This window comes from Caulobacter sp., from assembly GCF_039596335.1.
GTDB lineage: Bacteria > Pseudomonadota > Alphaproteobacteria > Caulobacterales > Caulobacteraceae > Caulobacter.
The window spans coordinates 127,718-148,977 of sequence record NZ_JBCNJZ010000009.1; the positions used below are offsets into that span (position 1 = coordinate 127,718).

Here is a 21,260-nt window from a genome sequence, read left to right on the forward strand (position 1 = left end):
AGGTCGGCGCGATAAGGCTGCGTTTCACGTCTGAAACAAAGCCGACGGAGCCCATGGCCTTTCTTCACCGACTGACCTTGCCCCTCCTGATGGCCGTCGCGTTCGCCGCGTCCGGCTGCGCCTACAACGCCGACCTGGGCCGCGACCAATTGCTGATCGTCGGCGACGACAATCTGGCGGCCGAGGGCGAGAAGGCCTGGGCCGAGACCCTGCGCAGCGGCAACATCTCGCGCGAGCCGATCAAGGTGGGCCGGGTGCGGGCCATCGGCCAGCGGGTGATCGAGGCCGCGGGCATGGCCGACCGACCCTGGGACTATGCGGTGTTCCTGGACGAGGCGCCGAACGCCTTCGTGCTGCCCGGCGGCCATGTCGGGGTGACGGTCGGCCTGCTGGCCGTGGTGGAGAACGACGACCAGTTGGCGGCGGTGATCGGTCACGAGGCCGGCCACGTCGTCGCCCGCCACGCCGCGGAGCGGATCTCGCAGCAGCGCACCTCGGCCATCCTGCTGGGCATCGCCGGCGCGGCGGCGGGCAGCAGCGACTTTGGCCGGTTGGTCAAGGACCATGGCGGCTCCGCGGCCAAGTTCGGCGTGCTGCTGCCGTTCTCGCGCAAGCAGGAGCTGGAGGCCGACAAGCTGGGCGTCGACTACATGCAGCGGGCCGGCTATCGCCCGCGCGAGGCGGTGACCCTGTGGCGCAACATGCAGGCCCTGGACATCGCCCAGGGCAAGGCCGGTGGCGGCGAGCTGAGCTCGACCCACCCCTCCGACGCGGTGCGGATCCAGGCGCTGGAGGCTTATCTTTCGAGCAAGGGCTGGTAGGCCTTGTGTGGCCCATCAGCCACACCTAAATGCCCCTCTGGAACCCGCCGTGCTTGATGAAGGCGGCGGGTCCGGATCCGCCTAGGAAGGGGACACTCTAGACCATGAATATCGACCTCTATTCGGACCGCGCCAAACAGGCCGTTCAGTCGGCTCAGAGCCTGGCGCTCGCTCGCGGCCACCAGCAATTTGCGCCTGAACACATTCTCAAGGTCCTGCTCGAGGAGAAGGACGGCCTGAGCCGCGCCCTGATCCAGAGCGCCGGCGGCCGCCCTGACCAGCTGGACGGCGGCGTCGAGACCCTGCTGACCAAGACCCCGCGCGTCGACGGCGCCGGCGGCCAGCTGTACATGAAGCCCGACACCGCCCGCGTCTTCGCCGAGGCCGAAAAGTCCGCCAAGGCGGCGGGCGACGCCTTCGTCACCACCGAGCGTCTGCTGATCGCCATCGCCAAGGAAGGCGGCGAGGCCGGCAAGCTGTTCAAGGAAGCCGGCGTCAGCGCCCAGGCCCTGGAAACGGCCGCCAACGCCCTGCGCAAGGGCCGCACCGCCGACAGCGCCAATGCCGAGGAAGGCTATGAGGCCCTCAAGCGCTACGCCCGCGACCTGACGGCGGCGGCCCGCGACGGCAAGCTGGACCCCGTGATCGGCCGCGACGAGGAAATCCGCCGCACGATCCAGGTTCTGTCGCGCCGCACCAAGAACAACCCCGTGCTGATCGGCGAGCCCGGCGTCGGCAAGACCGCCATTGTCGAGGGTCTGGCCCTGCGCATCATCAATGGCGACGTGCCCGAGAGCCTGAAAGACAAGAAGCTGCTGTCCCTCGACATGGGCAGCCTGATCGCCGGCGCGAAATATCGCGGCGAGTTCGAGGAGCGCCTGAAGGCGGTCCTGGGCGAGGTCACGGCCGCCGAGGGCTCGATCATCCTGTTCATCGACGAGATGCACACGCTGGTGGGCGCCGGTAAGGGCGACGGGGCGATGGACGCCTCCAACCTGCTCAAGCCCGCGCTGGCGCGTGGCGAGCTGCACTGCGTCGGCGCCACCACGCTGGACGAGTACCGCAAGCACGTCGAAAAGGACGCGGCCCTGGCCCGTCGCTTCCAGCCGGTGTTCGTCACCGAGCCGACGGTCGAGGACACCGTCTCGATCCTGCGCGGCCTGAAGGAGAAGTACGAGGTCCACCACGGGGTGCGCATCAGCGACAGCGCCATCGTGGCCGCCGCGACACTCAGCAACCGCTACATCGCCGACCGCTTCCTGCCGGACAAGGCGATCGACCTGGTCGACGAGGCCTCCAGCCGCGTGCGCATGGCGATCGACTCTAAGCCCGAGGAACTGGACGAGATCGACCGCCGCCTGGTGCAGCTGAAGATCGAGCGCGAGGCCCTGTCGAAGGAAACCGACATCGCCTCGAGGCAGCGCCTCGAAAACCTCGAAGTCGAAGTGGAGGACCTGCAGTTCCGCAGCGATGAGATGACCGCCCAGTGGAAGGCCGAGAAGGAGAAGGTCGGCGGTGCGGCGCAAGCCCGTGAAGCCCTCGACCGTCTGCGCGCCGATCTCGCCACCGCCCAGCGCGCCGGCGACTTCGCCCGCGCCGGTCAGATCCAGTACGGCGAAATCCCGGCCCTGGAGCGCCGTCTGGAGGAAGCCGAGCAAGGCGACACCCAGGCCCTGACGCCGGAAGTCGTCGACGCCGAGCAGATCGCCGCCGTCGTCAGCCGCTGGACCGGTGTGCCGGTCGAGAAGATGCTGGAAGGCGAGCGCGAGAAGCTGCTGAAGATGGAGGACGAGCTGCGCGGTCGCGTGGTCGGCCAGGACGAGGCGCTGGTCGCCGTGTCCGACGCCGTTCGCCGCGCGCGGGCCGGCCTGCAGGATCCGTCCAAGCCGATCGGCTCGTTCCTGTTCCTGGGTCCGACGGGCGTGGGCAAGACCGAGCTGACCAAGAGCCTGGCCGAGTTCCTGTTCGCCGACGAGCACGCCATCACCCGGATGGACATGTCCGAGTATATGGAAAAGCACTCGGTCAGCCGTCTGATCGGCGCGCCTCCCGGCTATGTCGGCTACGACGAGGGCGGGGCGCTGACCGAGGCTGTCCGTCGCCGTCCGTACCAGGTGGTGCTGTTCGACGAGATCGAGAAGGCCCACCCGGACGTCTTCAATGTGCTGCTGCAGGTGCTGGACGACGGTCGCCTGACCGATGGCCAGGGCCGCACGGTCGACTTCCGCAACACGCTGATCATCATGACCAGCAACCTCGGCGCCGAATTCCTGGCCAATCAGGAAGAGGGCCCAAATGGGGAAAGTGCCGACGTGGAAGCCGTCCGGCCGCTGGTGATGGGCACGGTGCGCGGTCATTTCCGCCCCGAGTTCCTCAACCGGATCGACGAGATCATCCTGTTCAAGCGCCTGTCGCGACCGCACATGAACGATATCGTCCGCATCCAGCTGCAGCGGGTCGAGAAGCTGCTGGCCGACCGTCGCATGACGATGTCGATCGATGCGGAGGCCCTGAACTGGATCGCCGACAAGGGCTATGACCCGGTCTATGGCGCGCGTCCGTTGAAGCGCGTGATCCAGAAGGAACTGGTCGACCCGATCGCCCGCCGCCTACTGGCCGGCGAGATCGAGGACGGCGGCGTCATTGCCGTCGGGGTCGAGGATGGCGGCCTGTCGTTCGGAAAGGCGACGCTGCAATAGAAGCGATGAGGGCCGCTCCGGAAGGAGTGGCCCTTTTGCATCTAGTCCCAGTCGCCGATCGAGATCTCGTCGGGCCAGGGCTGGCCCTTGCCGGTCTCGAGCAGGGACTTCAGGCTCATCAGGAACAGCGCCCACTTGGTCGAGCAGTCGTGCATGAACTCGACCGGCTCGCGCCAGCCGGTGTGGCTGAACATCACCACCGTCCAGTCGCCTGACACATTCGGCGCCCAGACGATGCGCGAGCCGATCCATTCGGGCGGACCATCGGTGACTTCCCACAGGATGCGGTCGGGCTGGTCGGCCAGCACCTTCACGTCGATGAAGCCGCGCTCGCCGAACTTGAAGGCCAGCGCGCCGCCGGCCTGGCCCTCGCCGGTGGTGTCGGTGGTCCACCAGCCGGCCAGGCGGTCGACCTGGGTAAGGGCGGCATGGACGTCGGCCAGCGGGGCCTTGATCCCGACGCGGTGCAAAATGTCGAACATGGGCATGACTCTCCGGCGACCGGCGCAGGGCGCGCCGGCCTAATGGCGTTGCGGGGGAAAGAGCGGTTAGGGGCGGCTCAGGTCTCGTCGTCCAGCACGTCGTCCAGTCTGCGCACGACCGTCTTCCAGCCCTCGCCCATGTTGCGATAGGCGGCCTCGTTGCGCGGCAGGACGAAGCCGGCGTGGACCAGTTTCACCCGGGTGCCGGCCTCGGTGGGGGCCAGGGTCCAGGTGACCACCGTCTCCAGCCGCGAGCCGTAGCCGATATTGGCCGCGTCACCGCCGGACCACGAATAGGACAGGCGCTGATTTTCGGTGACCTCCAGCACCTGGCAGCGGATCACCCCGTCCCAGGCGCCGGCGGCGGTGGTCTGGAAGGTGAAGCGCTGGCCGATGATGGGTGCGAAATCGGTCGGCGGCATCAGCCAGCGGGCGATCAGGGCGCCGGTGGTCAGGGCCGTCCAGACGACGGAGGGCGCATGCGGGAAGACCTCGTCCAGGACGATGTCGTGCGTGGCCGGAGCCAAGGCTTGGGCGGTCATACGGAAGCATCCTTGGGCGGGGGGAGGACGACGGGATCGATCTCGCGCAGCAGCAGGCGCAGGGCGTCGACGCGGTCGCGCCAGAACACGCCGTAGAAGCTCATCCAGTCCAGCAGCGGGGCCAGGCCCTGCGGCTGGGCGCGGTAATAGACCTTGCGGCCCTCGGGCCGTTCGGCGACCAGGCCGGCCGTGCGCAGGGTCTTCAGGTGCTGCGAGACAGCGCCCTGGCTGACGCCGCTGTGCTGGGTCAGTTCGGCGACGGTGATCTCTTCGCTGCGGGCGATGCGCTCATACACGGCCCGCCGCGTGGGGTCGGCAAGGGCGCGCATGACGGTGTCGACGGGTGAGATCTCAAGCATAAAGAACAATTAGTGTGCGCTAATATATTAGTCAATGCTAATTGTTTTCCGCGTCTCCCGCCGCACGCCGTTGACCATGTCGTAGCAATGCCGGCGGCCCTGAGCGCTACTGCAGTAACCCGGCTCGGCCGAGCCCGAATGCAGTGTGACATAGGCATCGCGGCGGCACTCGAACCAGGCGCGCTGGAAGGCGACGTGGTCGGCGTCGCGATGGAACACCGGCTGGCGGTCGACGGTGTAGAACCGCACCATGCTGGCCAGGCCGCCGAAGCTGCCGCGGCCATTGACCAGGCCGCAGATCTGGCCGTCGCGGGTGGACCATACCGCGCCCAGCTCCAGCGGCGCGCCCTGGTCCAGCCGGGTTTCCAGACGGTCGCGCACGATCCGCCACTCGGCCTCGGCCCGGGGCCGCGCCTGGACAGCCTCGATCAGGGAGGGCGGCGACTTGATGGCGTTGGCGCGCTCGAACCGCACCAGATCCTTGGCCGTGAAGGCCAGGGCGCCCAGCAGGCCCACGACCGTCACGGCGGAGATGACTCGGGGCGTCAGCGCCCGCTTCGTGCTGGGGGTCCCGAAATCTCGCAGGGCCATGGCCGCGCCTCCCGTCCTGATAGGCGGCAGGTTCGGGTCGGCGTCGAGAAATTACAAGTATAAAATTTACAGAAGTAATTCGCGCTAGAGCTTGCGGGCGATGACCGCAATCGACAGGCCGAACGGCAGGCCCCCGCCGGCGGCCAGCGGGGCCTCCAGCGAGAAGACGCCGGCCAGGGCCTTGTTCAGCCAGGTGGGCGGCATGGCGTCGTCGGCGCTTTCGTCTTTAAGGAGGCGTTTGGCGGTCCGCTGGACGGCGGCCAGCGGGAACAGCAGGGTGTTGAAATAGGTCGCGGTCTCGACCGTCAGCCCGGCCTGGTCGAACAGGGCGCGATAGGCCGGCAGCAGGTAGCGGCGCTTGTGGTGGTGGGCCACGTCGTGATGGCTCCACATCCACTGATAGGCCGGCACGGTGGTCAGGATCGCGCCGCCCGGCTTGACCAGGGCGGCCAGAGCCTTGACCGAGCCGGCGTCGTCATCGACGTGCTCGACCACGTCGAAGGCGCAGACCAGGTCGAAGGTCTCGGGCGCGTAGGGCAGGCCGTCCGGCAGCAGGCCGGTGTCGATGGTCAGACCAAGGCGCTCGGAGGCATAGGCGCGCGACTCGTCGTCCGGCTCCAGGGCGGCGACCGTGCCGAACTCACGCAGCAGCGGGACATTGCCGCCCGCGCCGCAGCCGACCTCCAGGATCCGGGCGTTGGCGGGCGCGCCGATGCGGCGCAGCAGCTGGCGCAGGATCTTGCGCCGGCCGACGAACCACCAGTGGTCGGTCTCCAGATCACGGATGCGGTCGTAGATCAGGCGTTCCATGGCGCGAGTCCTGGTCTTAGGCGTCCGGCTGGTGGGCGAAGACCCAGAAGTGGCTCAGCAGGAACAGCGTCGCGGTGTAGCTGACCACGGCCACGCCCTGGGCCGCAACATCGAACACCGCGCCCGGCGGGACCAGCAGGTGGGCCAGGGTCAGAACGCCCTGGTTCACGGCGAAGGCGAACGCCACGGCGGTCAGGTAGCGCAACGGCGCGCGCGCCTTGGTCTGGCGGTCCTTGAACACGAACAGCTTGCTCAGGGCGAAGCTGACGCAGATGCCGACCGCATAGCCGACGGCGTTGGCCAGGTGAGCGTCGAAGCCCAGGCCGATATCCAGGGTGATGATGATCGAGAAGCCGACCAGGGTGTTGATCACCCCGGCCAGGCCGTAGCGCAGCGCCGAAAGCAGGAAGTCCCGTCGGGCCGGGGTCAGCATCGCGGCCACGCTCAAGCGTCCGCTCCGGACGTGGCGTCGAAGCCGTAGCGGTCCATGACCACGTACAGCGGGCGGCCCTTCACTTCCTGATAGATGCGGGCCACGTATTCGCCCAGCGAGCCGATAGCCAGCATCTGAATGGCGAAGCCGGTCAGGATCACCACCATCAGCGACGGATAGCCGGGGACCTTGTTGCCCTCCAGGAGGGTCCGCAGCACCAGGAACAGCGCGGCCAGGGCGGCCAGCACGCCGGCGACGACGCCGACATAGCTCCACACCCGGATCGGCGCGGTGCTGAACGAGGTGATGCCGTCCAGGGCGAAGTTCCACAGTTTCCAGTAGCGCCACGAGCTGGTCCCGGCCGCGCGCTCGGGGCGGGCATAGGGAATGGCCTCCTGGCGGAAGCCGACCCAGGCGAACAGGCCCTTCATGAAGCGGTTGCGCTCGGGCAGCTGACGCAGCACCTCGACCACGCGCTTGTCCATTAGTCGGTAGTCGCCGGCGTTATAGGGCAGGTCGACGTCCGACAGGCGGTTGAAGGCCTTGTAGAAGCCCTGGGCGGTGAAGCGCTTGAGGGCCGTGTCGCTGCTGCGGTCGACGCGGACGCCATAGGCGACGTCGGCGCCGTTCTCCCAGGCGGTGATGAACTGACCGATCAGCTCGGGCGGGTCCTGCAGGTCGACGTCGATCGGCACGACCATGTCGCCGATCACGGCGTCCAGGCCGGCCGACAGGGCGGTCTCCTTGCCGAAGTTGCGGGCCAGGTTGATGACCTTGATCTTCGGGTTGCGCTGGTGGTGGCGCAGCAGCACGGCCAGGGTGTGGTCGCGGCTGCCGTCGTTGACGCAGACGATCTCGTAGTCGACGCCCAGCTGGGCCAGCTCGTCCTCGATGCGGTCGAAGAACAGGTCCAGCACCTCCTGCTCGTTGTAGCAGGGGGCCACGATCGACAGGCGCTTGCCGGCGCGCGAACGCGGCGCGGCGACGGGCAGGGGGGGAAGAGACACGGGCGAAACGACAGGCTGAACCATGGCGATGGTTTAACCGCGTTGCGCGCGAAGGGGGAGGGGGCGCGTTACGCCGACGCCGGCCTAATCGTCGTCCGGCGCAGGGGGGATCGCATAGGTGATCGGCAGGACGCAGCCATGATAGCCGCTGGCCGGCGCATTGGGGCGGGCGCTCAGCACCAGGTTGCGGGCCGTGTCGCCGAATGCGGCCGATGGCTGGGCGGCCAGCACCTCGACCGCCCCGACCTGGCCCCAGGGCGCGACGTCGAAGCGCACGATGGCCCAGCCGGCCACCCGACGCTTGTCATAGGCGCTGGGATAGGTCCGAACCTTGGGCAGGTTCAGCGTTTCGGGCGGCACGGCGCAGGTGTCGCCGGGGCGGGCGAAGCTGGCGATGCTCGGCATGGGCGGTGCCTGGGTGGCGCGCGGCAGGGCCTTGAAGCTGGTGAAGCAGCCGGTGCGGGCCGGGCCGGGGAAATACTTGGCTTCGGCGACGGCCGAAGCCACGCTGTCGGCAAAGGCAACCTCGCCATTCTGGGCCGCGATCCGGACGTTGCGGACCGCGCCGCGGGCGTCGATGTCGTAGCGCACGGCCGCCCAGGGCGGATCCAGGCTCTTGTCATCGAAGGCGCGCAGGTCCGGATAGACTATGACCTGTGGTCGGCGGCGGACCCCCGCGGCGTAGCAGTCGCCCGCGCTGGCCAGCGCCTTGCGCACCGGGGGCGGGGTGTTGCGGCCCTCGGTGACCAGCACTTCGAACAGTCGGGCGGGCGAGGCCTCGGCCATCAGGCTGTAGGTCGGTGTGAGGCCGGCGGTGCAGCCGGTGGCCGGCGCGCCGGGGGCGAAGCGCCAGCTGGCGATCGCGGCGGCCTGCTCCTGGTCCAGCCAGTGGGTGGACGGCGTGGTCTTGACCAGGTCTAGCACCCGGCCCTCGGCATCGACCGAGAAGGTGTGAATCGCGCTTACCGGCGGGGGCGGAGGCGGCGCCTTGCTTTCAGCCGGCGGTCGCCAGGATTGCCAGAAGCGGGGCGAGGGCGTGACGCCCTCGATCAGGCGGGGCGAACCCTGGGCGCAAGTGACCGCCGGCGGCGTGAAGCTGACCAGCATCATCGGGGACAGATCGCCCGGGGGCGGCGCCACGTTCGCGGCGGCGGTGACGGGCGACAGGACAGCCAGGGCCAGCAGCAAACCGCGCATGAGCGCTCCGCGATCTAAGGTTGAGCCAGCTATCCTCGGCGTCGCCCCGGTCGTCAAGCGGGGTTGGCCCTAGCTCTTGCGGAAAAAGCCGTGGATGCGCTCGGCCAGGGCCTGGCTGACGCCCTCGACCTTGACCAGGTCCTCGACGCTGGCGCGGCCGACGCCCTTGGCCGAGCCGAAGGCGTGCAGCAGGGCCTTCTTTCGGCCGGGACCCACGCCCTCGATCTCGTCCAGCGGGTTCTTCTTCAGGTCCATGCTGCGGCGGGTGCGGTGGGCCCCGATCGCGAAACGGTGGGCCTCGTCGCGCAGGCGCTGCAGGTAGTAGAGCACCGGCGACTTGGGCTCGAGCATGAACGGCGGCTGGTCGGGCAGGAAGAAGCGCTCCAGGCCTGCGTCGCGATCCGGGCCCTTGGCCACGCCCACGACGGCGATGTCGTCGACGCCCAGGTCAGCCATGATCTCCAGCGCGGCGTCCAGCTGGCCCTTGCCGCCGTCGACCAGGACCAGGTCGGGGCGGTTCTCGCTATCGCCTTCTTCCTCTTCCTTGACCAGGCGGGCGAAGCGGCGCTTCAGCACCTCCTTCATCATGCCGTAGTCGTCGCCGGGCGTGAGCTCGGTGCTCTTGATGTTGAACTTGCGGTACTGGCCTTTCATGAAGCCTTCCGGCCCAGCCACGATCATGCCCCCGACCGCATTGGTGCCCTGGATGTGGCTGTTGTCGTAGACCTCGATCCGCTCGGGCGGGGCCTCCAGCTTGAACGCCTCGCACACCCCGGCCAGCAGCTTGGTCTGGGCGCTGCCCTCGGCCATTTTCCGTCCAAGCGCTTCGCGCGCATTGGTGAGGGCGTGCTGGACCAGGTCGGCCTTTTCGCCGCGCTTGGGGACGCTAATCTCGACCTTGCGGCCACTCTTGACGCAGAAGGCCTCGGACAGCAGCCCCGCCTCGGCCGGTTCCAGGTTCGACAGGATCAGGCGCGGGATCGGCTTGTCGTCGTAGAACTGGCCCAGGAACGCGGTGAGGATGCGCTGCTCCTCGGTGGTGGTCTCGTCCTCGGACTCATCGGCCGCGCCCGCGACGCGCGGGAAATAGGCGCGGTTGCCCCAGTTCTGGCCGGCGCGGAAGAAGAACACCTGCACACAGGCCTGGCCGCCCTCGACGTGCAGGGCCACCACGTCGGCCTCGTCCACGGTCTCGGGATTGATCTGGGTCTCCTGGGCCACGGCCGACAGGGCGCGGATGCGGTCGCGCAGGCGGGCGGCGCGCTCGAACTCCAGGTCCTCGGCGGCTGCTTCCATTTCCTTGGCCATCTGGCCCATCACCGCGCGGGACTTGCCGCGCAAGAACGCCTCGGCCTGATCGACCAGCGCCTTGTAGTCGTCCACGCCGATCAAACCGGTGCAGGGGGCGGCGCAGCGCTTGATCTGATACAGCATGCACGGCCGGTCGCGCGTCTCGTAGACGCTGTCGCTGCACGAGCGGAGCAGGAAGGCCTTCTGCAGAGTGTTCAACGTACGGTTCACCGCCCAGGCGCTGGCGAACGGTCCGAAGTAGTCGCCCTTGATCGTGTGGGCGCCGCGGTGTTTCCGAAGCTGCGGCGCATCGTGGTCTCGGCGGATGACGATCTCGGGGAAGCTCTTGTCGTCGCGCAGCAGCACGTTGAAGCGCGGCTTCAGCTGCTTGATCAGGTTGATCTCGAGCAGCAGGGCGTCGGCTTCGGTGCGGGTGGTGACGAACTCCATCGACCGCGTCGCATCGACCATGTGGGCGATGCGGTTGGTGTGAAAGCGGCCTTGCGCATACTGCACGACGCGCTTCTTCAGGCTCTTGGCCTTGCCGACGTACAGCACCTCTTCGGCGTCGCCGATCATCCGGTAGACGCCCGGCGCGTCAGGCAGGCGCGTGACCTCGTCCTTGATCAGGGCGGCGCCGATCAGGCGGGGGGAGGCGGTGTCTTCGGAGGTCGTGTCGGTCACAGGGGAGATATAGGCGAGTCCGGCGCGTTCAGCGACGTTCGAGGCTGTGTCGGATGCGCAGGATGACAACGACGTCCCCATGCACCTGGTATTGGATGACGTATTGGTTCGAGTGGAAGCTCACGTAGCGCCTGCGATGCCGGCCCGAAGGATTAAGGGACCCGCGTTCAGGAAAGTCGGTCAGCCCGTTGATCGCATCCGCCAACTCCGAACCAAGAGCACGCGCATACATCGCGCCGCGTTCGATGAGCCATGCTTCAAGCCTGTTAATGTCCGTATTGGCCAGCTCGGTGAGGACGATCTGGCGCACCTTCAGCGACGTTGGCCGAAATTCCGTAGCCGGGCTTCAACCTGCTCCCATGGGACGCCACCCGTGCGCAGCGCTTGGTCGCAGATCCGATCCAGCTCGTCGGCATAGGCTTCGGAGTCCTGGTCGAGGTCGTAAGACCCGAGGATCGTCGCCTCGGTCCATGGGATTTCGCTGTCCGCCACGCCGGACGGTTCGACTGCGTTGCCGAGAATGCCGAGCGCATAGTCCTCCACGCTCTGCCCTGCCGCCTTGGCGCGCGCGCGAAGGCTGTTGGAGAGCGCCGAAGTAATCTTCAGGGTTAGTCCATCATCGGCCATGTTCCGACTATGTTCCAGTCGCCGTTTGTCGTCAACGCACAGCCCCTGTATGACGCGCTTCATGACCACGCGCTCGCTCTTCGTGACCCCGCTCTATGAAGCCTCACTCGCCGGGGAGAAGGGCTTCGACACGTTCATCGACGACCTGCACGACGCGTGCATCGCCATCGCCGAGGACGACGATGCGGGCCAGGCCTGGGCCTATAACAAGGGCTATCTGGGCTATACGTCCTACGCCTCGCTGAACGACCTGGCGCAGCGCGACAGCCTGTTCGACGATCTCAAGCGCAAGCTGGACAAACACGCGGCCGCCTTCGCCAAGGACCTGCGCTTCGACCTGGCCGGCGGCAAGCTGGTGATGGACAGCTACTGGATCAACATCCTGGAGCCGGGCGGCCAGCACACCAGCCACATCCACCCGCACAGCGTCATCTCCGGCACGGTCTATATCACCATCCCGCCGGGCGCGTCGGCGCTAAAACTGGAGGATCCGCGCCTGGCGATGATGATGGCCGCGCCCACCCGCGAGGCCGACGCGCCCGAGGGCCTGCAACCGTTCGTCTATGTCCAGCCTGCGCCGGGCACGGTGCTGATGTGGGAAAGCTGGCTGCGCCACGAGGTGACGCCCAACCGCGCCGACGAGCAGCGCATCAGCGTCAGCTTCAACTACGCCTGGCGCTAAGCGGCCGCGGCCTCGGGCTCAGCGGTTGAAGCCTTCCAGCCCTTCTCCAGGGTCCAGGCGGCGATGGCCAGCCATAGCAGGCCCAGGAAGGCATGGCCGCGCTGCCAGAAGCCGACGTCATTGCCGGTGCGCACGTTCCATACGCCGGTCAGCAGGGCGAAGACCAGCAGCAGCCCCAGGAACCAGCCCAGCGAGAAATTGGCCAGGCGGCGATAGCCGGACTTGCCCCAGAGCGCCCAGGCGGTGAACAGCGGCGCGAACTGGATGGCAAGGCCCACGCCACAGGCGCGGTGCATGGGATCGGGCCAGTGGAACACGCCGGCGAAGAAGGCCCCCAGGCCCGTCAGCGCGACGAAGAGGCCTGCAAAGGCCGAGACGGTCCGCCGGCCGCCCGCCTGCTCCAGCGCGTGGGCGAAGCCCGCGCCGGCCAGCAGGCCCGCGATGCCGGCGACCATCATGCCGTAGTTGAACACCTCGGGCAGCGGCGCGGCCGGGCCGCCCAGCTCGCTGATGAACTGGGCGCCGGCGTCGAAGCCCGGGAATAGGCGCTGGGCCAGCCACACGTCGGCCACCATGATGGCCGGCGCGATCACGCCGATCTTCAGGAAGGCACCGGTGCGGAGGGTCACGCGAAATCCAGAGGTCTAAAAAGCAAGAGGGCGGCAGAATCCCTTCCGCCGCCCTCCGGGTCAATCAAGCTTTTCAGCGCAGCTTACTTGGCTGCGGACGGGTGACCGGCCGGGGCGAAGGCGCCGCCGAAGAAGTCGCCCTTCTTCCAGACCGGACGCTCGGGCTGATTGGCCAGCTCGCGGGCGATCTCGTAGTTCACCAGGGCGAACTTGGCGGCCGCCTGGTAGTCGATCGGCTGGTTCAGGTCGTCGCCGGGGTGGTGGTAGTTGGTCTTCAGGAAGGTGGTGAAGGCCTTCTCGCCGCCGTTCTGGAAGCCGGTCATCAGGAAAACCGACGGCACGCCCTGCTCGACGAAGCGATAGTGGTCCGAGCGGGTGAAGAGGCCTTCCTCCGGCATCGGATCACCCGACAGCGCCACGCCTACCCGGCCGGCGGCGCGACCCACGGCGGCGCCGATGGTCGAGCGGTCGGCGCCGAACGCGATCACGTCGGTGAACGGATACAGCAGCACCGGCATGTCCAGGTTCACGTCGGCGGCGATGTCGGCCTTCTTCACCGTCGGGTTGGTGGCGAAGTAGTCCGAGCCGACAAGGCCTTTTTCCTCGGCGGTCACGGCCAGCAGCACGATCGAGCGCTTGGGGCGCACCTTGCTGTTCTTAAAGCCGCGCGCGACCTCCAGCAGGGTGGCGATGCCCGAGGCGTTGTCCAGCGCGCCGTTGTTGATGCGGTCCTCGCCCGGCTTGGCGTTTTCCTTCACGCCGATGTGGTCGAGGTGAGCCGACAGGACGATGGTCTGGGCCTTCAGCGTCGGGTCCGAGCCTTCGATCAGGCCGACCACGTTGCTGCTTTCGCGCTTCTCGATCTCGGTCTTCAGGGCGACCTGAGCCTTGAACGGCAGGTCGAAGCCCTTGACCGCGCCGGCCGGGGTTTCGGCCTCGGCCAGGACCGTCGCCAGCGGCGTCGGGGCGCCGGCGAACAGCTTCTCGGCGCCGGGCAGGCTGACGCTGGCCAGGGCGGGGGCGCCCGGCGCGCGGATGGAGCCGACGTCCTGGGCGTTACGCCACACGACGCGCCATTCCTTCATGCCCGACAGGCCGCGCACGAACGGACGACGCTTTTCGCCGCTGGTGGTCGGAATGGTGATTACGCCGATCGCGCCGCGCTTCTCGGCTTCGGTACGCTTGGTGTTGGGGCTGCTGAGGTGGGCTCGCTCCTCGGTCTGGATCGAGGTCGGGGCGCCGCTCAGCATCACGACGATCTTGCCCTTCACGTCCAGGCCCGCGAAGTCGTCGCGGTTGCGGCTGGCGTCGACGACGCCGTAGCCGACGAAGACCAGCGGCGCGTTCAGGTTCAGCTCGGCGGCCTGGGCCTGGCCCGAGGGCAGATAGTCCTCGCCGTACTTCAGCGGCGTGGTCTTGCCGTCAGCGCCGGTGAGGGTCAGCACGCCTTCGCCGACCGGGCGGAAGGCCAGCAGCGGCACGGGCTGCAGGTAGGAACCGGCGCCGCCGGCCGGCTTGACGCCCAGCAGGGCGTATTGGGCGGCGACGTAGTTGGCGGCGATGTCATAGCCGCGCGTGCCGGCTTCGCGGCCTTCCATGGCGTCATCGGCCAGGAAGCCCATGTGAGCCTTGATGGCCTCGGCCGAGGGGACGAAGTCCGAACCGGCGGCCTTCACCGTCTTCTGGGCGGCGGGCTTGGCCGGGGTGGCCGCGAGAACCGGTTGCGCGACCATGAGCAGGGCGGCGCTGGCGAGCGCGGCGCGACGCGTGAACGACATATGCAGGGAAACTCCTAAGGCGCGGACGCCGCCCCTCGGGTCCGCAGCAGGGGGCGAACCATGTCGGTGTGCTGACGGCTTGTCGAGGGGCGCAACCTGAACGTTTTGTAATGTCGGGCAGGATTTCTCTCGCCGAACGAAGTTCCGGCAAGGTGGCGCCAATCACTGGCGCGCAAGGGCTTTCGGCGTTCCAAGGCCAACGCGGTTAGCGACGGATTCACCCTGTTTTCGGCCCGTCTGGATGTCCCCGAAAAGGGTTAACGCGCGCTAAAAAAGATGACCAGACTGTAAATTTTACCATTTTTGGTTGCATCTGCTTAACCCAACTGCCGCGATAACCAACGTCAAGAACGCCAACTCTCTGGGGGATTTCCTCATGCAGGCTCTCTCGATCGCCGCCGCCGGAATGATGGCCGCCGCGGACCGTCTCAGCAGCAGCGCCCAGCGCGTCGCTGCGGCGGGCGCGCAGGCCGAACGCATCGAGCAGACGAACAGTGTGGACTACGTTGCGGAGCGGACGCAGCAGATCGGCGCACAGGTCGATTTCGCCGCCAACGCCGCGGTGGTCCGGACCGCCGACCAGATGTCCGGCGCGCTGCTGAACCTCAAGGTCTAGCGCGCCGACAGGAGCGTCAGCGCTCCGAGCCGTATCGACATATCGCCCGACCGATCGCCGGACAGAGCTGTCCGGGGAAGCGGACGGGTGCGAGCCGCCGGGTCTTCCCGAAGCGCCCCCCTTTGCCCCGGGGAGGCCCGGCCGCCGCCTCCCGCAAGCGCCCCTAGTCTCGCGGGAGGCGGCCCCACGCCTGGAGCTGACATCCGGGAATAACGACGAAGAGACCTTAACTCGCCATTCCGCAGCCGGTGGGGCCGTCGGTGATGGCGAGTCTTTTTGCGTTCTGACGCTTAGCCAGAGTGGGACACCCAAACGAAAACCGCCGCGACCGGCCTTAAGCCCGTCGCAGCGGTCTGGGTCTTTTCAACGTCTCTCCAGAGGAGAGAAGCTTACTTCGCCTTGTCCATCAGGCCGGCGAAGCGCTCGAACAGGTACAGGCTGTCCGTCGGGCCGGGCGAGGCTTCGGGGTGGTGCTGCACCGAGAAGACCGGCTTGTCGGCCAGCTGAATGCCGGCGTTGGTGCCGTCGAACAGCGAGACGTGGGTCTCCTGCACCGGGGTAGGCAGCGACGCGCTGTCCACGGTGAAGCCGTGGTTCATCGAGACGATCTCGACCTTGCCCGTGGTCAGGTCCTTGACCGGGTGGTTGGCGCCGTGGTGGCCCTGTTCCATCTTCACGGTCTTGGCGCCCAGCGCCAGGGCCAGCATCTGGTGGCCCAGGCAGATGCCGAACACCGGCTTGCCGCTTTCCACCAACTTCTGGATTTCCGGCACGGCATAGGCGCCGGTCGCGGCCGGGTCGCCAGGGCCGTTGCTCAGCAGCACGCCGTCAGGGTTGCGGGCCAGGATGTCCTCGGCCGAGGTCGAAGCCGGCACCACCGTGGCGCGGGCCCCGACATGGGCCAGGGCGCGCAGGATGTTGCGCTTCACGCCATAGTCGATGACCACGACGTCGTACTTGGGCTTGTCCAGCTTGGCGTAGCCTTCCGGCCACGACCACAGGCCCTCGTCCCAGGTGAAGGTCTGGGTGGTCGAGGCGTCCTTGGCCAGGTCCAGGCCTTCCAGGCCGGCCCAGGCCTTGGCCTTGGCGACCAGGGCGTCGAGGTCGAACTTGCCCTCGGGCGAGTGGGCGATCACGCCGTGCGGCATGCCGGTCTCGCGGATCTTGCGGGTCAGGGCGCGGGTGTCGACGCCGGCCAGGCCGACCATGCCGCGCGCCTTCATCCAGGCGTCGAAGTCGCCGCCGGCGCGCCAGTTGGCCTGCTCGGTCGGCACTTCGCGGAAGAGAGCGCCGCGGGCGGCCGTCTCGGCCACGCCGGTGATCTGCTCGACGTCCTCGACGTTGGTGCCGACGTTACCCACGTGCGGGAAGGTGAAGGCCACGATCTGGGCCATGTACGACGGGTCGGTCAGGATCTCCTGATAGCCCGTCATGGCGGTGTTGAAGCACACCTCGCCGACCGCGTCGCCGACCGCGCCGCAGCCCACGCCTTGCAGGATCGTGCCGTCGGCCAGGGCCAGAACGCCGGTGACGCCGGGAAGAAGGTCTTGGGACATTCTGTGAAGCGCTCCTGCACGCGGGTTGGGGTGTTTATTTTTGCAAAAAAGCGGGCAGGGAGTAACCCCAGCCCGCCGCGCAAACGGCGCGGTGTGTAGGGGGTCTGGGGGAGGGGGTCAACCCCTGCCGATCACGCGAATTTCGCTTGGCTCCACATTCCCGTGATATGCGAACGCGCAGCCTCGCGCCGAGGGGCAAAAAGCCCTTATGGTGCAAGGCTTCCACACCAAGCGACAAGACGAACAAGGGAGGACGGACCCATGCTCGAACTGCGCCCCAATTGCGAGTCCTGCGACGCGGACCTGCCGCCGGCCAGCGGCGCGGCCCGAATCTGCACCTTCGAACACACCTTCTGCGCTGCATGCGCGGACGAGCGGTTCGACGCGGCCTGTCCAGACTGCGGCGGCGGACTGGTGGCCCGGCCCATCCGGCCCGAAAACCAGCTGCACCGGTTTCCGGCCTCTCTGCGCCGCGTGAGCCGGGGCCACCGGCCGCATTAGGTCCCGTAGAACGCCGGTCTCGGGACAATCTGTCGCAAGGCTGGCGGGCCCGATGCTTTCAGGTCATTAACCGCTCCCGGTGCAAGCTCCAGCATCCAAGGAGCCCCACCGAATGATTCCCGCCCAATCCCAGGCCAAGATCTCCGAGCTGTCGTCCCGCGTCGTGCTCGGCGTCGGTGAGACGCTGCTGAATCTGGCCCTGTCGGCGGCCGTTCCGGTGTCGATCGTAGTGTTCGCCGTCCTGACCTTCTAGGACGACGCGCCGGAGCTGGATCGCCCCGGCGCGAAGGCGTCTAGCGGGCCAGCAACCGGCGCAGTTGCGCCAGCGCCCGGTCCGGCGGCGTCTGATAGCCGATCGGCTCGACGAAGTTTCCCTGCCGATCGAACAGATAGATCGCCGACGAGTGGTCGATCGTGTACTCGCCGCCGTCCTGCGGCGCCTTCTGATAATAGACGCGGTAAGCCTTGGCGGTCTTGGCGATCTCGTCCGGCGTACCCGTAAAGCCGCGGATGTGCGGGTCGAAGTTCGACAGATAGAGCTTAAGCTGCTGGGGCGTGTCGCGCTCGGGATCGACCGAGATCAGGACCACGTTCAGCTTGTCGGCGTCCCGGCCCAGCGCCTGTAGCGACGCCGTCAGGTCGGCCAGGGTCGTGGGACAGACCTCCGGACAATAGGTGAAGCCGAAGAAGACCGCCGTGGGCTTGCCCAGCAGGCTCTTCTCGGTGACGGGCTTGCCGTCCTGGTCGATCAGGTTGAACGGCCCGCCGATCTTGATCGACGCGCGCGGCGCCTCGGCCGCGTCCTTGGCCCCGCAGCCCGCCAGCGGCAGGATGCATAGGCCAAGGGCCAGAACCAGACCGCGCATCAGTGGGCCATCCCCGGCATGGCCGGCAAGCGGACCACGGCGTCCAGCTTGACCGGCGGGGCGTTGCGGAACTTCAGCACCAGCGGGACCTTGGCGCCGGTCGTCAGGGCGATCTTCGGGCCGATGATCATCACGTGCTCGGCGCCGGGCTTCAGCGCCACGGTCTGACCGGCCGGCAGGGCGATGCCGTCGGCCAGCTTGCGCATGCGCATGACGCCGCCGTCCATCGACATGGTGTGGATCTCGCCGCGATCGGCGGCGGTGGTCTCGACCGACACCAGGCGGTCGTCGGCGCTGACCTTGAGGGTGACGTAGCACCCGCCGGCCAGGGCGCCCGTGGGGGCTGGGCGGCACCAGGCGTCGGTCGCCGCCACCTTGGGCGCGGGGGCGGCCTGGGCGCAGGCGGAGATGGCCAGGGCGGCCAGGGTCGTGAAAGCAAAGGTCTTCATGGTCGGGCTCCGGGGATCAGAAACGATAGGCCAGGCTGACCGAGGCGTTGCGCCCCTGGGCCGGCAGGATGTAGCGGGCGACATGCACGTGGCTGCCGGCGAAGTAGTCGTGGTCCAGCAGGTTCTCGATGTTGAGCTGCACCTCCAGGGGGCGGCCCTGCACCGAGACTTTCACGGCCTGTACCAGGTCCAGGCGGACATAGCCGGGCAGGCGGGTGGTGTTGGCGCCGTCGGCATAGCGGTCGCCCTGGGCGGCCAGGCCCAGGCCCGTGCGCCAGTGGGCGTCCCACCGCATATTGGCCCAGACGCTGCCGGAGTCGCGGGCGACATTGGGGATATGCCGGCCGGGATAGAGGCTGGCCGCTCGGTACTTGGCGTCGGTGTTGGCATAGGCGAGGTTCAGCGACAGCCGGTCGGTGACCTGGCCGTTGACCGAGACCTCCAGCCCCTGCGAGCGGGCCTCGCCCCCGATCAGGAAGCGACCGAAGAAGGCCGGATCACCGGCGATCATGTTGCTGTGGTCCAGGCGAAACAGGGCCGCGTCGGCGCGCAGCCGGCCCTTGCCAAGATCCAGTTTCCAACCGGCCTCGTATTGCTGCGAGTGGCGCATCGGCGCGGACTGGCCCGAGGTGGTCATCACCGGCTGGAACGCGCTGCCGGTGCTGTAGGAGGCATAGAGGCTCTGATGCGGCGTCAGGGCGTAGGTCACGCCGAGCTTGGGCGACCAGCGCTGCTCGCTCACCGGCTTGACCACGCCCACGACGCCATAGGCCGAGTCCAGGTCGACATACTGCAGGCCGGCGACAAGGTTGAAGCGGCCGATCTCGACGCGGTCCTGGACGGTGACCAGCCAGCTCTTCGTGTCCTGGATCGTCAGGCTGCGCGGCAACACGCCGGTCGGGGTCACGACCAGGCCGCAGACCGGGTTGTAGACATTGATCCGCGGATTGTTGGCGGCCGGCACGGTCAGCGACGGCAGGTTCAGGTCCTCGGCATAGTACTCGGCGCCGACATAGAGGTTGTGGGTCACGGCGCCGGCCTTGGCGACCGAGGTCGCCCCCAGCGCCAGGGAGTCGATGATCCGCTTGCCGCCGGGCTCGTAGGCGGTGGCGCGGTTGTAGGTCCCGACCGGCTGGCCGGCGGCGATCGAGAACACCGAGTTGCGCACCGACGACGTCTTGCCGTCCAGATGGGTGTAGTCCAGCGACAGGCGGGTCTGGTCGGTCAGGCGATAGTCGCCGTGCAGGCTGTAGACCCGGTTGTCGGTCGTGGAGTCGGCGAACGGCTCGCCCAGCTGGCGGTCGCGCGGCACGGCCACGACCCTGCCGTTTAGGGCCGGCAGGCCGAAGTCGGGATTGTAGGTCTGGTTGGTGGCCTCGAAATCCAGGGCCAGATGATAGCGGTCGCCGTCGGTCTTGGAGAGGCCCAGCTTGACGCCCTGCAGCTCGTCCTTGACGTGGCGCCACTCGCTTTCGGTGGAGTGCACCAGCACGACGCGGCCGGCGACGCCGTGGCGCTCGGACAGCACGCGGTTGACGTCCACCCAGGCCTCGCGGGCGTTGTGCGCGCCGACCCGGGCATAGGCCGTGCCGAAGTCGCGCATCTGCGGCGCCTTGGTGACCAGGGCCACCGTGCCGCCGGGCTCCGAACGGGTCGAGGCCGCCGCGCCGGGGCCGCGCAGCACTTGCACCTCGTCCACGAAAGCCGACGTGAAGGCGTAGTTCGACAGGCGGGCGCCGTCGCGCAGGATGCGGCTGCTCTGGGTGCCGCTGTCGGCGATCGAGCCGCGCAGCACCACCACCTGCGAGTGGCTGCCGCTGAAGCTGAGGTCGGCCTGGGCCCCGGGCACGTTGCGCAGGGCGTCCAGCAGGGTCGTGCCGCCCTGGTCCAAAACGAGGTCGGTCGGCACGCTGGAGGTCGACATCGGCGTGTCGAGATAGGCGGCGGGCGCGCCCAGCAGCAGGCTCTGGTCCTTGCGAGCCTGGGTGATGGTCACCGAGGAGACGGTGGTGTCGGCGTCGTCGCCCTCGGCGTGGGCGGCGTTCGCGAGCAGAAGCGTGGCGGCGCCCATCAGGAGGGCGCGGCGGGTCGAAACGTAAGACATGGGAATTCCGATCGTCGGACAGCATCAGGCCGCGCGCAGTGATGCGGGCGGCGGCGAAGGGTCAGGCGATGGACGGGGGACCGGTCTTGGGCGGCGGCGGCGCGGCCAAGCCACGGCCGGGCGCGAGGGTGCGCGCCGGCGGAACAGGAGCCTCGACATAGGCGACGGCCAGGGTCTGACCTAGGGTCGCGACGGTCGGCGGCGGGACCAGAGCGCCCTGGGCCGCGAACGGGCAGGGCTGGTCGTGTGTGGCGCCCGCAGGCTCGTCGGCGGTCTTGTGGGCCTCGCCCGGCTGGACGACCTTGGCGCCGTCGGCGGTGCAGAGCACCAGGGCGAAGGGCAGGCCATTGGCCGGCGCCGCGCCCGGCATGAACCCGGCCGGCAGCATGATCTTCAGGGCGATCGCCAGGGTCGCGAGCACCAGGAAGGCGTCGCGGGCGATCGGTCTGACGAGGGCGGTCAGGCGGGGCACGAAGGCGGCTTTATCGCACCGCGCGATCGATGTCTTGAGGCGTGATGTCTCGCCCCCTCCTTAAG

The 21,260-nt window shown here is 68.1% G+C and carries 23 protein-coding genes and 1 pseudogene; 6 read left to right on the plus strand and 18 right to left on the minus strand.

The window, feature by feature from the left end; all coding sequences use genetic code 11:
• Window positions 1-53: 53 nt before the first annotated feature.
• Window positions 54-821, plus strand: coding sequence for a M48 family metallopeptidase (locus ABDW31_RS19425; protein WP_184722024.1), 768 nt, complete (start codon window positions 54-56; stop codon window positions 819-821).
• 104 nt (window positions 822-925) lie between these two features.
• Entirely contained in the window at window positions 926-3,520 is a 2,595-nt protein-coding gene (gene clpB / locus ABDW31_RS19430) for an ATP-dependent chaperone ClpB (protein WP_184722021.1), read from the plus strand.
• 41 nt (window positions 3,521-3,561) lie between these two features.
• Here the strand turns inward: clpB and ABDW31_RS19435 are convergent, their stop codons facing one another.
• From ABDW31_RS19435 to ABDW31_RS19485, 11 genes are all read right to left on the minus strand, one after another.
• Window positions 3,562-4,002 (minus strand): SRPBCC domain-containing protein, encoded by a 441-nt coding sequence (locus tag ABDW31_RS19435; RefSeq protein WP_184722018.1) that lies wholly within the window; start codon window positions 4,000-4,002, stop codon window positions 3,562-3,564.
• Window positions 4,003-4,079: 77 nt separating this feature from the next.
• A complete protein-coding gene (locus ABDW31_RS19440; RefSeq protein ID WP_184722015.1) occupies window positions 4,080-4,544 on the minus strand; it encodes an SRPBCC domain-containing protein in 465 nt (154 codons plus the stop codon).
• The gene (locus tag ABDW31_RS19445) at window positions 4,541-4,873 is read right to left on the minus strand and encodes a metalloregulator ArsR/SmtB family transcription factor (protein ID WP_343699435.1); all 333 of its coding nucleotides are present in this window, start codon (window positions 4,871-4,873) and stop codon (window positions 4,541-4,543) included. The genes ABDW31_RS19440 and ABDW31_RS19445 overlap by 4 nt, the downstream gene beginning before the upstream one ends.
• A gap of 57 nt (window positions 4,874-4,930) precedes the next feature.
• Window positions 4,931-5,494, minus strand: a complete 564-nt coding sequence (locus tag ABDW31_RS19450) for a hypothetical protein (protein ID WP_184722009.1) — start codon at window positions 5,492-5,494, stop codon at window positions 4,931-4,933.
• Between the two features lie 84 nt (window positions 5,495-5,578).
• Entirely contained in the window at window positions 5,579-6,304 is a 726-nt protein-coding gene (locus tag ABDW31_RS19455; protein ID WP_184722006.1) for a class I SAM-dependent methyltransferase, read from the minus strand.
• A gap of 16 nt (window positions 6,305-6,320) precedes the next feature.
• On the minus strand, window positions 6,321-6,746 hold the full coding sequence (locus ABDW31_RS19460) for a GtrA family protein (protein WP_343699470.1): 426 nt from the start codon (window positions 6,744-6,746) through the stop codon (window positions 6,321-6,323).
• A gap of 2 nt (window positions 6,747-6,748) precedes the next feature.
• A complete protein-coding gene (locus ABDW31_RS19465; RefSeq protein ID WP_184722001.1) occupies window positions 6,749-7,768 on the minus strand; it encodes a glycosyltransferase family 2 protein in 1,020 nt (339 codons plus the stop codon).
• A gap of 60 nt (window positions 7,769-7,828) precedes the next feature.
• The gene (locus tag ABDW31_RS19470) at window positions 7,829-8,941 is read right to left on the minus strand and encodes a TonB family protein (RefSeq protein WP_184721999.1); all 1,113 of its coding nucleotides are present in this window, start codon (window positions 8,939-8,941) and stop codon (window positions 7,829-7,831) included.
• A 69-nt stretch (window positions 8,942-9,010) separates the two neighbouring features.
• Window positions 9,011-10,924 (minus strand): excinuclease ABC subunit UvrC, encoded by a 1,914-nt coding sequence (gene uvrC / locus ABDW31_RS19475; protein ID WP_343699471.1) that lies wholly within the window; start codon window positions 10,922-10,924, stop codon window positions 9,011-9,013.
• Between the two features lie 19 nt (window positions 10,925-10,943).
• Window positions 10,944-11,225: a type II toxin-antitoxin system RelE/ParE family toxin gene (locus tag ABDW31_RS19480; protein WP_184721993.1), complete on the minus strand. Its 282-nt coding sequence runs from the start codon at window positions 11,223-11,225 to the stop codon at window positions 10,944-10,946.
• 2 nt (window positions 11,226-11,227) lie between these two features.
• Window positions 11,228-11,611, minus strand: a complete 384-nt coding sequence (locus tag ABDW31_RS19485; RefSeq protein WP_184721991.1) for a hypothetical protein — start codon at window positions 11,609-11,611, stop codon at window positions 11,228-11,230.
• On the opposite strand from ABDW31_RS19485, the gene ABDW31_RS19490 reads away from it, so the two are divergent.
• Entirely contained in the window at window positions 11,604-12,224 is a 621-nt protein-coding gene (locus ABDW31_RS19490; RefSeq protein WP_184721988.1) for a TIGR02466 family protein, read from the plus strand. The two genes, ABDW31_RS19485 and ABDW31_RS19490, sit on opposite strands and share 8 nt — an antisense overlap.
• On the opposite strand, the pseudogene ABDW31_RS19495 reads toward ABDW31_RS19490, so the two are convergent.
• Both ABDW31_RS19495 and ABDW31_RS19500 read right to left on the minus strand, forming a co-directional pair.
• Window positions 12,221-12,917 (minus strand): annotated as a pseudogene (locus ABDW31_RS19495) (DUF998 domain-containing protein). The gene ABDW31_RS19490 and the pseudogene ABDW31_RS19495 sit on opposite strands and share 4 nt — an antisense overlap.
• A 19-nt stretch (window positions 12,918-12,936) precedes the next feature.
• Window positions 12,937-14,631: a M20/M25/M40 family metallo-hydrolase gene (locus ABDW31_RS19500; protein ID WP_184721985.1), complete on the minus strand. Its 1,695-nt coding sequence runs from the start codon at window positions 14,629-14,631 to the stop codon at window positions 12,937-12,939.
• Between the two features lie 376 nt (window positions 14,632-15,007).
• Between ABDW31_RS19500 and ABDW31_RS19505 the strand changes: the two genes are divergently transcribed.
• Window positions 15,008-15,247, plus strand: coding sequence for a flagellar basal body rod C-terminal domain-containing protein (locus ABDW31_RS19505; RefSeq protein WP_184721982.1), 240 nt, complete (start codon window positions 15,008-15,010; stop codon window positions 15,245-15,247).
• A 389-nt stretch (window positions 15,248-15,636) separates the two neighbouring features.
• Here ABDW31_RS19505 and carA read toward each other — a convergent pair whose 3' ends face one another.
• Window positions 15,637-16,803 carry a glutamine-hydrolyzing carbamoyl-phosphate synthase small subunit gene (gene carA / locus ABDW31_RS19510; protein ID WP_184721979.1) on the minus strand — a complete coding sequence of 389 codons (1,167 nt, stop codon included), beginning with the start codon at window positions 16,801-16,803 and terminating at the stop codon, window positions 15,637-15,639.
• A gap of 261 nt (window positions 16,804-17,064) precedes the next feature.
• On the opposite strand from carA, the gene ABDW31_RS19515 reads away from it, so the two are divergent.
• Together ABDW31_RS19515 and ABDW31_RS19520 are read left to right on the plus strand one after the other, a co-directional pair.
• Complete coding sequence (locus tag ABDW31_RS19515) at window positions 17,065-17,304, plus strand: DUF1272 domain-containing protein (RefSeq protein WP_184721977.1); 240 nt, start codon at window positions 17,065-17,067, stop codon at window positions 17,302-17,304.
• A gap of 112 nt (window positions 17,305-17,416) precedes the next feature.
• A complete protein-coding gene (locus tag ABDW31_RS19520; RefSeq protein ID WP_172263625.1) occupies window positions 17,417-17,557 on the plus strand; it encodes a hypothetical protein in 141 nt (46 codons plus the stop codon).
• A 40-nt stretch (window positions 17,558-17,597) separates the two neighbouring features.
• On the opposite strand, the gene ABDW31_RS19525 is transcribed toward ABDW31_RS19520, so the two are convergent.
• The 4 genes from ABDW31_RS19525 to ABDW31_RS19540 all read right to left on the minus strand — a co-directional run bounded on the left by ABDW31_RS19525 (window position 17,598) and on the right by ABDW31_RS19540 (window position 21,195).
• Window positions 17,598-18,170 carry an SCO family protein gene (locus ABDW31_RS19525; protein ID WP_184721974.1) on the minus strand — a complete coding sequence of 191 codons (573 nt, stop codon included), beginning with the start codon at window positions 18,168-18,170 and terminating at the stop codon, window positions 17,598-17,600.
• Entirely contained in the window at window positions 18,170-18,619 is a 450-nt protein-coding gene (locus tag ABDW31_RS19530) for a copper chaperone PCu(A)C (RefSeq protein ID WP_184721971.1), read from the minus strand. The genes ABDW31_RS19525 and ABDW31_RS19530 overlap by 1 nt, the downstream gene beginning before the upstream one ends.
• Before the next feature lie 16 nt (window positions 18,620-18,635).
• The gene (locus ABDW31_RS19535; RefSeq protein WP_184721969.1) at window positions 18,636-20,723 is read right to left on the minus strand and encodes a TonB-dependent siderophore receptor; all 2,088 of its coding nucleotides are present in this window, start codon (window positions 20,721-20,723) and stop codon (window positions 18,636-18,638) included.
• Between the two features lie 61 nt (window positions 20,724-20,784).
• Window positions 20,785-21,195 (minus strand): hypothetical protein, encoded by a 411-nt coding sequence (locus tag ABDW31_RS19540; protein WP_184721966.1) that lies wholly within the window; start codon window positions 21,193-21,195, stop codon window positions 20,785-20,787.
• Between the last annotated feature and the right edge of the window lie 65 nt (window positions 21,196-21,260).

Coding starts and splice junctions, on each gene's coding strand:
- ABDW31_RS19440 (WP_184722015.1), bottom strand. CDS start 4,544: ATGACCGCCCAAGCCTTGGCTCCGGCCACGCACGACATCGTCCTGGAC.
- ABDW31_RS19425 (WP_184722024.1), top strand. CDS start 54: ATGGCCTTTCTTCACCGACTGACCTTGCCCCTCCTGATGGCCGTCGCG.
- ABDW31_RS19530 (WP_184721971.1), bottom strand. CDS start 18,619: ATGAAGACCTTTGCTTTCACGACCCTGGCCGCCCTGGCCATCTCCGCC.
- ABDW31_RS19490 (WP_184721988.1), top strand. CDS start 11,604: ATGACCACGCGCTCGCTCTTCGTGACCCCGCTCTATGAAGCCTCACTC.
- ABDW31_RS19470 (WP_184721999.1), bottom strand. CDS start 8,941: ATGCGCGGTTTGCTGCTGGCCCTGGCTGTCCTGTCGCCCGTCACCGCC.
- ABDW31_RS19535 (WP_184721969.1), bottom strand. CDS start 20,723: ATGTCTTACGTTTCGACCCGCCGCGCCCTCCTGATGGGCGCCGCCACG.
- ABDW31_RS19520 (WP_172263625.1), top strand. CDS start 17,417: ATGATTCCCGCCCAATCCCAGGCCAAGATCTCCGAGCTGTCGTCCCGC.
- ABDW31_RS19505 (WP_184721982.1), top strand. CDS start 15,008: ATGCAGGCTCTCTCGATCGCCGCCGCCGGAATGATGGCCGCCGCGGAC.
- ABDW31_RS19450 (WP_184722009.1), bottom strand. CDS start 5,494: ATGGCCCTGCGAGATTTCGGGACCCCCAGCACGAAGCGGGCGCTGACG.
- ABDW31_RS19435 (WP_184722018.1), bottom strand. CDS start 4,002: ATGTTCGACATTTTGCACCGCGTCGGGATCAAGGCCCCGCTGGCCGAC.
- ABDW31_RS19465 (WP_184722001.1), bottom strand. CDS start 7,768: ATGGTTCAGCCTGTCGTTTCGCCCGTGTCTCTTCCCCCCCTGCCCGTC.
- clpB (WP_184722021.1), top strand. CDS start 926: ATGAATATCGACCTCTATTCGGACCGCGCCAAACAGGCCGTTCAGTCG.
- ABDW31_RS19525 (WP_184721974.1), bottom strand. CDS start 18,170: ATGCGCGGTCTGGTTCTGGCCCTTGGCCTATGCATCCTGCCGCTGGCG.
- ABDW31_RS19445 (WP_343699435.1), bottom strand. CDS start 4,873: ATGCGCGCCCTTGCCGACCCCACGCGGCGGGCCGTGTATGAGCGCATC.
- ABDW31_RS19455 (WP_184722006.1), bottom strand. CDS start 6,304: ATGGAACGCCTGATCTACGACCGCATCCGTGATCTGGAGACCGACCAC.
- carA (WP_184721979.1), bottom strand. CDS start 16,803: ATGTCCCAAGACCTTCTTCCCGGCGTCACCGGCGTTCTGGCCCTGGCC.
- ABDW31_RS19515 (WP_184721977.1), top strand. CDS start 17,065: ATGCTCGAACTGCGCCCCAATTGCGAGTCCTGCGACGCGGACCTGCCG.
- ABDW31_RS19500 (WP_184721985.1), bottom strand. CDS start 14,631: ATGTCGTTCACGCGTCGCGCCGCGCTCGCCAGCGCCGCCCTGCTCATG.